At 60.0% G+C, this 12306-nt stretch carries 13 protein-coding genes; all 13 read right to left on the minus strand.

The window, feature by feature from the left end; translation table 11 throughout:
* Positions 1–253: 253 nt before the first annotated feature.
* On the minus strand, positions 254–676 hold the full coding sequence (locus tag ACFDR9_RS12735) for a F0F1 ATP synthase subunit epsilon (protein WP_026133203.1): 423 nt from the start codon (positions 674–676) through the stop codon (positions 254–256).
* Between the two features lie 59 nt (positions 677–735).
* Positions 736–2136, minus strand: a complete 1401-nt coding sequence (gene atpD, locus ACFDR9_RS12740) for a F0F1 ATP synthase subunit beta (protein ID WP_026133204.1) — start codon at positions 2134–2136, stop codon at positions 736–738.
* 30 nt (positions 2137–2166) lie between these two features.
* Positions 2167–3042, minus strand: coding sequence for a F0F1 ATP synthase subunit gamma (gene atpG, locus ACFDR9_RS12745; protein WP_017878163.1), 876 nt, complete (start codon positions 3040–3042; stop codon positions 2167–2169).
* 62 nt (positions 3043–3104) lie between these two features.
* Complete coding sequence (gene atpA / locus ACFDR9_RS12750) at positions 3105–4646, minus strand: F0F1 ATP synthase subunit alpha (protein ID WP_017878164.1); 1542 nt, start codon at positions 4644–4646, stop codon at positions 3105–3107.
* Positions 4647–4724: 78 nt separating this feature from the next.
* The gene (locus tag ACFDR9_RS12755; protein ID WP_026133205.1) at positions 4725–5270 is read right to left on the minus strand and encodes a F0F1 ATP synthase subunit delta; all 546 of its coding nucleotides are present in this window, start codon (positions 5268–5270) and stop codon (positions 4725–4727) included.
* 2 nt (positions 5271–5272) lie between these two features.
* Positions 5273–5743: a F0F1 ATP synthase subunit B gene (locus tag ACFDR9_RS12760; protein ID WP_017878166.1), complete on the minus strand. Its 471-nt coding sequence runs from the start codon at positions 5741–5743 to the stop codon at positions 5273–5275.
* Between the two features lie 43 nt (positions 5744–5786).
* Positions 5787–6056 carry a F0F1 ATP synthase subunit C gene (gene atpE, locus ACFDR9_RS12765; protein WP_409031241.1) on the minus strand — a complete coding sequence of 90 codons (270 nt, stop codon included), beginning with the start codon at positions 6054–6056 and terminating at the stop codon, positions 5787–5789.
* A gap of 72 nt (positions 6057–6128) precedes the next feature.
* Entirely contained in the window at positions 6129–6935 is an 807-nt protein-coding gene (gene atpB, locus ACFDR9_RS12770) for a F0F1 ATP synthase subunit A (RefSeq protein WP_017878168.1), read from the minus strand.
* Between the two features lie 50 nt (positions 6936–6985).
* Positions 6986–7354, minus strand: coding sequence for an ATP synthase subunit I (locus ACFDR9_RS12775; RefSeq protein ID WP_017878169.1), 369 nt, complete (start codon positions 7352–7354; stop codon positions 6986–6988).
* Between the two features lie 324 nt (positions 7355–7678).
* Positions 7679–8563, minus strand: coding sequence for a ParB/RepB/Spo0J family partition protein (locus tag ACFDR9_RS12780; RefSeq protein WP_409031226.1), 885 nt, complete (start codon positions 8561–8563; stop codon positions 7679–7681).
* Positions 8564–8623: 60 nt separating this feature from the next.
* Positions 8624–9394: a ParA family protein gene (locus tag ACFDR9_RS12785; RefSeq protein WP_026133207.1), complete on the minus strand. Its 771-nt coding sequence runs from the start codon at positions 9392–9394 to the stop codon at positions 8624–8626.
* A 110-nt stretch (positions 9395–9504) separates the two neighbouring features.
* Positions 9505–10152, minus strand: coding sequence for a 16S rRNA (guanine(527)-N(7))-methyltransferase RsmG (gene rsmG / locus ACFDR9_RS12790; RefSeq protein WP_409031227.1), 648 nt, complete (start codon positions 10150–10152; stop codon positions 9505–9507).
* Complete coding sequence (mnmG, locus tag ACFDR9_RS12795; RefSeq protein WP_409031228.1) at positions 10149–12080, minus strand: tRNA uridine-5-carboxymethylaminomethyl(34) synthesis enzyme MnmG; 1932 nt, start codon at positions 12078–12080, stop codon at positions 10149–10151. The genes rsmG and mnmG overlap by 4 nt, the downstream gene beginning before the upstream one ends.
* Positions 12081–12306: the final 226 nt, after the last annotated feature.

The raw sequence follows: 12306 nt of genomic DNA on the forward strand, positions 1-12306 counted from the left end.
TATCCAAAACACGCAAAGCCAGGCCGAAGCCGCACAAGCACATGGCCCAAAAACCATGTTAAAAGGTTGGAAAATCCTTAACTTGGGTGGATTGGGTCAGACCCTCGGGGCCTGACCCCGGCCCTTCGCCTTGGCTTGATTTGCAGCGTTGCCGGCCCGCTCACTAAACGCGGTGTTGGCAGCGCCACTTGTTCGGCAGGCGTAAAAAAAGGCAGCCGAGGCTGCCCTTTTTTCGTGCTGCTTGCCGCTGCGCTTAGTGTTTCGCGCGCAGTTTGGCGATCGCCGCCAGTTGGCCGATCGCCGCTGCCAGTTCGGCTTGCGCCTTGGCGTAGTCGATGCCCGAATCTTTGTTCAGCAGCATCTCTTCCGCGCGTTTCTTGGCTTCGCTTGCTTTCGCTTCGTCCAAGTCCTTGCCGCGGATCGCGGTGTCGGCCAGTACGGTCACGGCGTTCGGCTGCACTTCCAGCAGGCCGCCGGCGACGAAGACGAACTCTTCTTCAGCTTGGCCGACTACCTTGATGCGGACCGCGCCCGGACGGATGCGGGTGATCAACGGCGTGTGCTTGGGGTAGATCCCCAGCTCGCCCGCTTCGCCCGGCAACGCGACGAATTCCGCCTCGCCTGAAAAAATCAGTTCTTCAGCGGAAACCACGTCAACGTGAATTGTGTTTGCCATGTGTGTCCTATCGGGTTGAAGAACCCCGCCCAGGGGCGGGGTTCAGCCGAAACTTAATATTAGTTAAGTTTTTTGGCTTTTTCGATTGCTTCTTCGATCGTGCCGACCATGTAGAACGCTTGCTCTGGCAGGTGATCGAGTTCGCCCGACGCGATCATTTTGAAGCCCTTGATCGTGTCTTTCAGCGAAACGTATTTACCAGGCGCGCCGGTAAACACTTCGGCGACGTGGAACGGCTGCGACAGGAAACGCTGCATTTTACGTGCGCGCGATACCAGCAGTTTGTCTTCCGGCGCCAATTCGTCCATACCCAGAATCGCGATAATGTCGCGCAATTCCTTGTAGCGCTGCAGGATACCCTGGACAGCGCGGGCGGTGTCGTAGTGTTCCTGGCCAACGACCAGCGGATCCAATTGACGGGAGGTCGAATCGAGTGGATCGACGGCGGGGTAGATACCCAGCGAGGCGATGTCACGCGACAGAACGACGGTCGAGTCCAAATGGGCGAAGGTGGTGGCAGGCGACGGATCGGTCAAGTCATCCGCAGGGACGTAGACGGCTTGGATCGAGGTGATCGAACCGGTCTTGGTCGAGGTGATGCGCTCTTGCAGGCGGCCCATCTCTTCGGCCAGCGTTGGCTGGTAACCCACCGCCGACGGCATACGACCCAGCAGCGCCGACACTTCGGTACCGGCCAGCGTGAAGCGGTAGATGTTGTCGACGAAGAACAGAACGTCTTTGCCTTCGTCACGGAACGATTCGGCGATCGTCAGGCCGGTCAGCGCGACGCGCAGACGGTTACCCGGCGGTTCATTCATCTGGCCGTAGACCATCGCCACTTTGGAGTTCTCTGGATTTTCCAGATCGACCACTTTGGCGTCGGCCATCTCGTGGTAGAAGTCGTTACCCTCGCGGGTACGCTCGCCCACGCCGGCGAACACGGACAAGCCGCTGTGCGCCTTGGCGATGTTGTTGATCAGTTCCATCATGTTGACGGTCTTGCCGACGCCGGCGCCGCCGAACAGGCCGACTTTACCGCCCTTGGCGAACGGGCAAACCAAGTCAATCACCTTGATGCCGGTTTCCAGCAAGTCTTGCGACGGCGACAGTTCGTCGTACGCAGGCGGCTTGCGGTGGATCGACATGGTGTGCTCTTGCGAGACAGGACCGCATTCGTCGATTGGATTGCCCAGCACGTCCATAATGCGACCCAGGGTCGCTTTACCGACCGGCACCATGATTGGTTTGCCGGTGTTTTGAATCATCATGCCGCGACGCAGACCGTCCGAGGTACCCAGCGCAATGGTACGGACAATGCCGTCGCCCAATTGCTGTTGTACTTCCAGGGTCAGGTCCGAGCCTGCCATCTTCAAGGCATCGTATACCTTAGGCATCGCATTGCGTGGAAACTCAACGTCCACCACAGCGCCGATACACTGAACGATTTTGCCATCAGCCATGTTCGTTCCTTCAAATATAGTTAAATTCGTTTAAACCGCAGCCGCACCGGCGACGATTTCGGAGAGTTCTTTGGTAATCGCTGCTTGACGGGTTTTGTTGTAGATCAACTTCAACTCGCCAATCACGCTACCGGCGTTGTCGCTCGCCGACTTCATCGCAACCATGCGCGCCGATTGCTCGGACGCCAGGTTTTCCGCTACCGACTGGTACACCAGCGCTTCAACATAGCGCTCCAGCAGTTCGTCAATCACGCTTTGTGCATCCGGCTCGTAAATGTAATCCCAAGTGTGATTACCTTTGTCGGCCTGCATTTTTTCAGCGGCCAGTGGCAGCAACTGCTCCATCACCGGCTCTTGCTTCATCGTGTTGATGAACTTGGTGTAGCACAGGTACACCGCGTCCAGCTTGCCAGCCTCGTACTCGTCGAGCATGGCTTTGACCGGTCCGATCAGCTTGTCCAAATGCGGCGCGTCGCCGATCTGTGTCACTTGCGCGATCACCTTGACGCCAACGCGGTTCAGGAAACCCAAACCCTTGTTGCCGATGGCTACCGCTTGAATCGTGTTGCCGGCCGCTTCCAGTTCGCGCGACTTGCTCGTCACCAAACGCAGCACGTTGGTGTTCAAGCCGCCGCACAGACCCTTGTCGGTGGTGACGATGATGAAACCGACCGCCTTGGCGTCCGTGCCCTTGGCCAGGGCCAGGAACGGGTGCGTGTATTCCGGATTGGCGCCCGCCAGATTGGCGGCGATATTGCGAATCTTGTCACTGTAGGGACGGGCGGCCCGCATCCGTTCCTGCGCCTTGCGCATTTTGGACGCGGCGACCATTTCCATCGCCTTGGTGATCTTCTTCGTATTTTCTACGCTTTTGATCTTGCCACGTATCTCTTTGCCTACTGCCATGAGTCCTTACTCCTTGTGCGCGTTGGGCGGCGCGCCAACTGAATGGCGCGCCGCCTGGTCGCTTAATATGCGCCGGATTTTTTGAAATCAGCAACAGCGGCCGACAGCGCAGCTTCGGCGTCTTTGTCCAGTTGCTTGGTTTCTTCGATCTTGGCCAGGAGAGCAGCTTGCTTGGTCTTCATGTAAGCGTGAACGCCGGCTTCGAAAGCCAACACTTGCTTAACTGGCACATTGTCCAGGAAGCCCTTGTTCACCGAGAACAACGACACGGCCATCAGCGAGATCGGCAGTGGCGAGTACTGGGCTTGCTTGAGCAATTCAGTAACGCGCGCGCCGCGGTCCAGCTGCTTGCGGGTCGACTCGTCCAGGTCCGAAGCGAACTGCGCGAACGCAGCCAATTCGCGGTACTGCGCCAAGTCGGTACGGATACCGCCGGACAGGTTTTTGATGACCTTGGTCTGGGCGGCGCCACCGACGCGCGACACCGAAATACCGGCGTTAATCGCCGGACGGACACCGGCGTTGAACAGCGAGGTTTCCAGGAAGATCTGGCCGTCGGTGATCGAAATCACGTTCGTCGGCACGAAAGCGGAGACGTCGCCGGCTTGCGTTTCAATGATCGGCAGCGCCGTCAGCGAACCGGTCTTGCCTTTGACGGCGCCCTTGGTGAACGCTTCGACGTAGTCGGGGTTCACGCGTGCCGCGCGTTCCAGCAGGCGGCTGTGCAGGTAGAACACGTCGCCAGGGTAGGCTTCGCGCCCTGGTGGACGGCGCAGCAGCAGCGAGATCTGGCGGTAGGCAACGGCTTGCTTGGACAGGTCATCGTAGACGATCAGCGCGTCTTCGCCGCGGTCGCGGAAGTATTCGCCCATGGCGCAACCGGAGTACGGCGAGATGTATTGCATCGCGGCCGATTCGGCGGCCGACGCGGCGACGACGATGGTGTATTCCATGGCGCCATGCAGTTCCAGCGAGCGCACGATGTTCTTGATCGACGAGGCCTTTTGGCCGATCGCGACGTAGATACATTTCATGCCCTGGCCTTTTTGATTGATGATCGCATCAATCGCCACTGCCGACTTACCGGTTTGACGGTCACCAATGATCAGTTCGCGTTGACCGCGGCCGATCGGCACCATCGCGTCGATCGACTTCAAGCCCGTCTGCATTGGCTCGGAAACGGACTGACGGGCGATCACGCCCGGTGCGATCTTTTCGATCGGCGCCGACATTTTGGCGTCGATCGGGCCCTTGCCGTCGATCGGCTGGCCCAGCGCGTTGACCACGCGGCCAAGCAGCTCGGGACCGGTCGGCACTTCCAGGATGCGGCCGGTGCACTTGACCGTGTCGCCTTCGGAGATGTGCTCGTAGTCGCCCAGGATGACGGAACCGACGGAGTCGCGCTCCAGGTTCATCGCCAGGCCGAAGGTATTGCCCGGGAATTCCAGCATCTCGCCTTGCATCACGTCCGACAAACCGTGGATGCGGCAGATACCGTCGGCTACGGAGATGACCGTGCCTTGGTTACGCACTTCAGCGCCGCCGTCAAGACCTTGGATCCGGCTCTTGATCAACTCGCTGATTTCAGATGGGTTGAGTTGCATACTAACTCCTAAAAGTGTTTCTCTCAGCTTGCGCGAGGGGTAAGGTTCTGTCTAACGCTGGTCGGCGTAAGCCGTCGGTCACGACACCAGTGCAACACGCATTTGTTGCAACTTGGCGCGCACCGAGGTGTCGAGCACTTCGTCACCAACAACCACGCGCACGCCGCCGATCAGCGATGCATCCACTGTCACGACGGGGTTGAGCTTACGATTGAATTTCTTTTCCAGCGTTGCGACCAAATCGGCCACCTGGGCTGCGCTCAGCTCGAATGCGCTCGTGATGTCGGCGTCGGCCGCGCCTTCCACGCTGTTTTTCAACAGCTGGAATTGCGCGCCGATTTCCGGCAGCAGACTGATGCGGCCGTTTTCAACCAACATCGAGAGGAAGTTTTTGGCTTCCTGATTCAGCGGCGATTTCACCAGGGACGAAATGGTGGCGGCCACGTCGCTATCCGATGCTTTCGGATTGCGGGCAAACGCCTGCACCTCGGGGTGGGTGCCGATCTGTGCCAATTCTGACACCAGTTCGGCCCACGCCGCGAGGCTTGTCGATTCCTTACCAGCTTGGGCTACGCGGAACAAAGCTTCCGCGTAGGGACGGGCGACGGTTGCGAGTTCTGCCATGATTACAGCTCGACAGCGAGGCGCGCCAACAGCTCGGCGTGTGCCGATGCCGTCACTTCGCGCTTCAGGATTTGCTCGGCGCCCTTGACAGCCAGGTCAGCCACCTGAGCGCGCAATTGTTCGCGTGCTTTCGACAGTTGCTGATCAGCGTCTGCTTTAGCTTGCGCAATAATGCGGTCCGCTTCGGCTTGTGCGTTGGCTTTGATCTCTTCCGCGACCAGTTGGGCGCGCTTTTCAGCGTCCGCAACCCGCGATTGAGCTTCTACGCGTGCACCAGCCAATTCGGCTTGAGCGCGCTTCTCAGCGACTGCCATCGAAGCCTGACCCTGATCGGCCGCAGCCAATCCATCCGCGATTCTCTTGGCACGCTCATCCAACGCCGTGTTCAGCGCTGGAAATACGAACTTCATCGAAAACCAGACCAACACCGCGAAGGTGATCATCTGGCCGACGAGCGACATATTGATGTCCATACCTTGCTCCTAACTAAAAGTTTCTCCTAGGGTTGGAGCAGTATTACTTACCAGCGGCGGCGATAACAGCGGTCAGGAACGGGTTCGCGAACGTGTACAGCAGAGCAACACCGACGCCGATCATCGAAATAGCATCCAGCAGACCAGCGATAACGAACAGCTTGGTTTGCAGTTGTGGCATCAGTTCAGGTTGACGTGCCGACGCTTCCAGGAATTTGCCGCCCAAGATTGCGAAACCGAGTGCGGTGCCGATTGCGGCCAGGCCGATGATGATGGCTGCTGCCAGAACGGTCATGCTTTGTACTTGTGCGATCAGAGCTTGCATAAAATTCTCCTAAATTTAAAAACGAAAGATACTAAAAAAAACAAAATATAAAGTTGCCGGTTAGTGTTTCTCGACCGCGAGGCTGAGGTACACAACTGTCAACGCCATAAACACAAAAGCTTGCAAAGTTACAATCAAGATATGGAAAATTGCCCATGGACCACCCAGCATCCACTGCGCCCACCAAGGCAACAACGCGATCAAGATGAAAATCAGTTCGCCGGCGTACATATTGCCGAACAGTCGCAAGGACAAGGAGATCAACTTAGCGACCAGCTCGACCATTTGCAGCAGGAAATTGACCGGCGCCAGCAGGATCACGGCGAAACCGTGGCCGTGGAATGGCGCGGTGAACAGTTCTTTAATCCAACCGCCCAGGCCCTTGGCCTTGATCGAGAAGGCGATGACGCACAGCACGACCGACAGCGACATGCCGAAGGTGTGGTTGACGTCGGCGGTCGGGACCACGCGCAGGTTGTAGACGCCGACGTAGGTCAGCAGCTTAGGCAGCAGGTCAACCGGCAGGAAGTCCATTGCGTTCAGCAACCAGACCCAGACGAAAATCGTGATGGCCAGCGGCGCGATGACGGCGCTTTTGGCGTGGAAGGCGCCTTTAATCGTGTCGTTGACGATTTCCATCACCATTTCGACGAAGTTTTGCAGGCGGCCCGGCACGCCGGCCGTGGCCTTGCGCGACGCCATGTAGAACACACCCAGGAACACCAGGCCCAGAATGGCCGAGATCCAGAACGTGTCCAGATTGATGGTGCCGGCCTCATTTTTCAGATGGGACAGATGGTGCGAAATGTATTCGGTCGAGTTTGCCGGGGCATGGTGGCCCGCTTCAATAGCGTGTTCTGTGGTCATATGAATTTAGATTTGTCGTTCCAGGACACAAAATGCCCCGAAACCAATGATTAAACAGCGAGCAATGAAAACCAGTAAGCCAAGGTTGCCACCGCGAAACCCAAGATCAGCCATAACCAGGCGGCCGACTGAAACAACACCAGTGCCAAAACAAACAGCACCACTGTGATAAATATTTTTACCAGCTCGGCCTTCAAGTGCGCCCGGAATGCCTTGTTGGCATCGACGAAACCACCTGCGACAAACAGCGCGTACACCAGGCTGCCGGCGACCGCGATGCCGCCGCCATAGGCGGCCGACCAAGCACTATGCGCGTCAGCCAACACGCTCACCAAGACTGCAAATATGACGACGATTGCTAGCTGAAGGGCGACGACTTTGTAGACTGGCTTGGCAATATTTTGCTTCGAATTTCTCACTTACCAAGTTCCCAGAAGAATCCGTACACGCAAAGACACAGGATTATAGTTGGCTTTGATGTTACGAGTCAAACGTTGCTGCACCGCAGCAGGGCACTTTCTGCGCGAAACAGCCGCTTTGCAGGCTATTTGACGACAGATTGCACCAAGGCCGGGAAGGCGCGAGGGGGCTGCGGGCTGGAACGACGCCCCTGCGCCGTCGAAGACGGGGCCGGGCGCGGCATGTTCCAGCCGCTATGTGAGGTATAACGATCTATATATGGACTGGCGCCGCGAAAACAAGCCCCCGGCGGCAAACGGGGCTGGACGACACCGTGGCCCGCGTCAACCGCGCAGGCGCGCCAGCAAACCGTCGAGCACGTCCAGGTCGGCGAAGTCGATGACCATCTGGCCGCGGCCCTTGTTACCCATCTTGAACGCCACCGGGGTCGCCAGGGAATCGGACAGCTCCTCCTCCAGGCGCGCGATGTCGCCGGATTTCTCCTTCTGCCGCGGCTCGCTCGGGTTGGCCTGTTGCTCCAGGGTCTGGTTGACCAGCTTTTCGGTCTCGCGCACCGACAGGCGCTTGGCCACCACCAGGTTGGCCAGCGTGATCTGGGTGGCGCCGTCCACCGCCAGCAAGGCGCGGGCGTGGCCCATGTCGATATCGCCGGCCATCAGCATGGTTTGCACCGGGCCGGCCAGGTTCATCAGGCGCAACAGGTTCGACACCGCGCTGCGCGAACGGCCGACCGCGTTGGCCGCCTGTTCGTGGGTGAAACTGAAATCGGTGATCAGGCGGTGGATGCCCTGCGCCTCTTCCAGCGGGTTCAAGTCTTCGCGCTGGATGTTCTCGATCAGGGCCATCGCGGCGGCGGCCATGTCGTCGACGTCGCGCACCAGCACCGGTACCTCGTCGAGGCCGGCGATCTGGGCGGCGCGGAAACGCCGCTCGCCGGCGATGATTTCATATTTAACAAGACCGCTCAGCGTGTCCTGGCCGATCGGCCGCACCAGGATGGGCTGCATCAGCCCCTGGGCCTTAATCGACGCCGCCAACTCGTTCAGCGCGCCCTCGTCCATGCGGGTGCGCGGCTGGTATTTGCCGGCTTGCATCTGCCTGACCGCCAGCGTCGACGGCGCGCCCGCTTCGGCGTTGCCGAAGTCGCCGCCGCCGCCGAGCAGCGCGTCGAGTCCGCGTCCCAGTCCTTTAAGTTTTTTAGTTGCCATGCTGTCCTAATAGTGTGGGCGGCGCCGCGCCCGGGGGCGGCGCCGTCGAATTACTGCGAATTACATATGTTTGATACGTTCGACCATTTCAGCGCCGAAGGCGATGTAGGCCTGCGCCCCCTTCGAGCTGGGGTCGAAGGTCACGCCCGGCAAACCGTAGGACGGCGCTTCGGCCAGCCGGACGTTGCGCGGGATGATGGTCTGGAACACCTTGTCGCCGAAATGCTGCTCGAGCTGGGCCGAGACCTGTTGCGACAAGGTCATGCGCGGATCGAACATCACCCGCAGCAGGCCGATGATCTTCAAGTCCGGGTTCAGGTTGGCGTGCACCTTCTTGATGGTGTTGACCAGGTCGGACAGGCCTTCCAGCGCGTAGTACTCGCACTGCATCGGAATGATCACGCCATGCGCGGCGCACAGGCCGTTCAAGGTCAGCATCGACAGCGCCGGCGGGCAATCGACCAGGATGAAGTCGTAGTCGGCGTCGACTTCGGCCAGCGCGTCCTTCAGGCGGCGCTCGCGGTTTTCCAGCGCCACCATCTCGACCTCGGCGCCGGCCAGCTCGCGGTTCGACGGCAGCACGTCGAAGCGCCCCGCCTCGGAACGCTGGCGCGCCGTCTTGACGTCGCACTCGCCCAGCATCACCTCGTAGGTCGACGCGGTCAGGCCGGCCTTGTTGATGCCGGCGCCCATGGTGGCGTTGCCCTGCGGGTCGAGGTCGACCAGCAGTACCCGCTGGTTCAGCTTGGCCAGTCCGGCGGAGAGGTTGACGCTGGTGGTGGTCTTGCCCACTCCGCCCTTTTGATTTGCAACGCAAAATATTTTGGCCATGTATTCTTATTTTAAAGTGTATATATCGTTTATATCGTTTATTTTGTATAAATCGTTTATTTCGTTTATATTGTATATATTATATAAACGGAATAAACGGTTTACTACGTTTATTGCGCTCTTGCTATAAATACCAGGTGGCGCTCGGCGTCCAGCCCCGGTACCCGTATAGCCCTCAATTCCGTCACTTTCCACGCTTGCGGCAGCCGCTCGCGCTCATCCGGCGGCGCCACCCCCTTCAAGGCGATGAATTGGCCGCCGTCGGCCAGCAGATGGCCCGACCAGTTGACGAAGTCGGACAGGTCGGCGAAGGCGCGCGAGGTGATGACGTCGAAAGGCTGCTTGACCTGCAACTGCTCGACGCGCATCGTGTGGATGCTGACGTTGGCCAGGGCCAGTTCCGCCTTCACCTGGGTCAGGAAGGCGGTTTTCTTGTGCACCGTGTCGATCATCGACACTTTCATGTCCGGCCGGGAGATCGCCAGCACCATGCCCGGCAGCCCCCCCCCGGCGCCGACGTCGAGCACGTTGGCCGCGCCGGCGAAGGCCGACACCGCGGCCAGCGAATCGAGCACATGCAAGGTCAGCATCTGCATCGGATCGCGCACCGACGTCAGGTTGTAGACGGCGTTCCACTTCGCCAGCAAGGCCAGGTAATCCAGCAACTTGGCGATCTGCGCCTCGTCCAGGTCGAGCTGGAGCTCGGCGACGCCCCGCTCCAGCACTTGCGCCAGCGCGGCACGGTCAAACGGCTTCATTGCGCAACCTCGTCTTTCAATGTGGCGGCGCCGCCGAAACCGCGCTTTTTCAGATGCACCAGCAGCAGCGAAATCGCCGCCGGGGTCACGCCGGAAATGCGCGAAGCCTGGCCCAGCGTTTCGGGACGCTGCTTGTCGAGCTTCTGGCGCACCTCGATCGACAGCGCGCCGATGTCGAGGTAATTGAAAGCCTCGGGCAATTTCAAGTTTTCATAGTGCTCGTGGCGCTCGATTTCCTTGCTCTGGCGCTCGATGTAACCGGCGTATTTGAGCTGGATTTCGACCTGTTCGCGCACCGCGGCGTCGTCGACGCCGGGGCCGGCCAAGGCTTGGCCGTCGACGCCGGTCATGCTCATCAGGGTGTCGTATTGAACGTTCGGCCGGCACAGCAGGTCGGCCAGCGAATATTCGCGCTCGATGGCCTGCCCCACTATACGCTGCGATTCGGCCGCCGCAAGGATGCGCGGGTTGACCCAGGTCGAACGCAGGCGTTCCAGTTCGACGGCGACCGACTCGCGTTTTTTCTCGAAGGTTTGCCACTGCAAGTCGCTGACGCAGCCCAATTTGCGGCCGATTTCGGTCAGGCGCATGTCGGCGTTGTCCTCGCGCAGGCTGAGGCGGTACTCGGCGCGGCTGGTGAACATGCGGTACGGTTCTTGCACGCCCTGGGTGATCAGGTCGTCGACCAGCACGCCCAGATACGCCTCGGAGCGGCCCGGTACCCAGGCGTCGCGGCCCTGCGTCAGCAGCGCGGCGTTGAGCCCGGCCAGCATGCCCTGCGCCGCCGCCTCTTCGTAGCCGGTGGTGCCGTTGATCTGGCCGGCGAAGAACAGGCCGGCGACGACCTTGGTTTCCAGCGACGCTTTCAGGCCGCGCGGGTCGAAATAGTCGTATTCGATGGCGTAGCCGGGGCGCAAAATGTGGGCGTTTTCCATGCCCTTCATCGACTGCACCAGGGCCACCTGGACGTCGAAGGGCAGGCTCGTCGAGATGCCGTTCGGATAGAATTCATTGGTCGTCAAGCCTTCCGGCTCGAGGAAGATCTGGTGCGATTCCTTGCCGGCGAAGCGATGGATCTTGTCCTCGATCGACGGGCAGTAGCGCGGCCCGACGCCTTCGATGACGCCGGTGTACATCGGGCTGCGGTCGAGGCCGGCGCGGATGATGTCGTGCGTCTGCGAATTGGTGTGCGTGACCCAGCACGGCACCTGCCTCGGATGCATGGCGGCGTTGCCCATGACGGAAAACACCGGCACCGGGTCGAGGTCGCCCGGCTGTTCCTGCATCACCGAAAAATCGATGCTGCGCCCGTCGATACGCGGCGGCGTGCCGGTCTTCAAGCGGCCCTGCGGCAGCTTCAATTCCTTCAGGCGCGCCGACAAGGAAATGGCCGGCGGGTCGCCGGCGCGGCCGGCCGAGTAGTTGTTCAGGCCGACATGGATTTTGCCGTCGAGGAAAGTGCCGGCGGTCAGCACCACGGCGCGCGCCAGGAATTTGATACCGATCTGGGTGACCGCGCCGACCACGCGGTCGCCCTCCACCATCAGGTCGTCGACCGCCTGCTGGAACAGCCACAGGTTTGGCTGGTTTTCCAGGCGCGCGCGGATCGCCGCCTTGTACAAAATGCGGTCAGCCTGGGCGCGGGTGGCGCGCACGGCCGGACCCTTGGACGAATTCAGGATACGGAATTGAATTCCGGCCTCGTCGGTGGCGATGGCCATCGCGCCGCCCATGGCGTCGACCTCCTTGACTAGGTGGCCCTTGCCTATGCCGCCGATGGAGGGGTTGCACGACATCTGGCCCAGGGTCTCAATGTTATGCGTGAGCAGCAGCGTCTTCTGCCCCATACGGGCGGAAGCGAGGGCCGCTTCGGTGCCGGCGTGACCGCCGCCGACAACGATGACGTCGAATTCAGTAGGAAATAGCATGGTGGAATGGGTAAATGCGAGGGGATAAGCCCAGATTATAGAGTCTTTTTACGGACGAGGCCCCTAACTGCTTAAATTTTCATCGCCGCCTTCCACTGTTCCACGTGGAACAGGGCGCCAAGCGTCCGCCTGCGGACCGCTTTTGTTCCACGTGGAACAGCGGAAAACCCGGCGGGCACGCCGCCACGGTTCGGTGTAAGCTAGGTTCCACAGGCAGTCCCAAGCC

Origin of the sequence: Janthinobacterium sp. CG_23.3, from assembly GCF_046115965.1 — a bacterium.
Taxonomy (GTDB): Bacteria; Pseudomonadota; Gammaproteobacteria; order Burkholderiales; family Burkholderiaceae_D; genus Janthinobacterium.

Coding starts and splice junctions, on each gene's coding strand:
- ACFDR9_RS12755 (WP_026133205.1), bottom strand. CDS start 5,270: ATGGCAGAACTCGCAACCGTCGCCCGTCCCTACGCGGAAGCTTTGTTC.
- rsmG (WP_409031227.1), bottom strand. CDS start 10,152: ATGAAGCCGTTTGACCGTGCCGCGCTGGCGCAAGTGCTGGAGCGGGGC.
- atpD (WP_026133204.1), bottom strand. CDS start 2,136: ATGGCTGATGGCAAAATCGTTCAGTGTATCGGCGCTGTGGTGGACGTT.
- ACFDR9_RS12735 (WP_026133203.1), bottom strand. CDS start 676: ATGGCAAACACAATTCACGTTGACGTGGTTTCCGCTGAAGAACTGATT.
- mnmG (WP_409031228.1), bottom strand. CDS start 12,080: ATGCTATTTCCTACTGAATTCGACGTCATCGTTGTCGGCGGCGGTCAC.
- atpG (WP_017878163.1), bottom strand. CDS start 3,042: ATGGCAGTAGGCAAAGAGATACGTGGCAAGATCAAAAGCGTAGAAAAT.
- atpB (WP_017878168.1), bottom strand. CDS start 6,935: ATGACCACAGAACACGCTATTGAAGCGGGCCACCATGCCCCGGCAAAC.
- ACFDR9_RS12785 (WP_026133207.1), bottom strand. CDS start 9,394: ATGGCCAAAATATTTTGCGTTGCAAATCAAAAGGGCGGAGTGGGCAAG.
- atpA (WP_017878164.1), bottom strand. CDS start 4,646: ATGCAACTCAACCCATCTGAAATCAGCGAGTTGATCAAGAGCCGGATC.
- ACFDR9_RS12780 (WP_409031226.1), bottom strand. CDS start 8,563: ATGGCAACTAAAAAACTTAAAGGACTGGGACGCGGACTCGACGCGCTG.
- ACFDR9_RS12760 (WP_017878166.1), bottom strand. CDS start 5,743: ATGGACATCAATATGTCGCTCGTCGGCCAGATGATCACCTTCGCGGTG.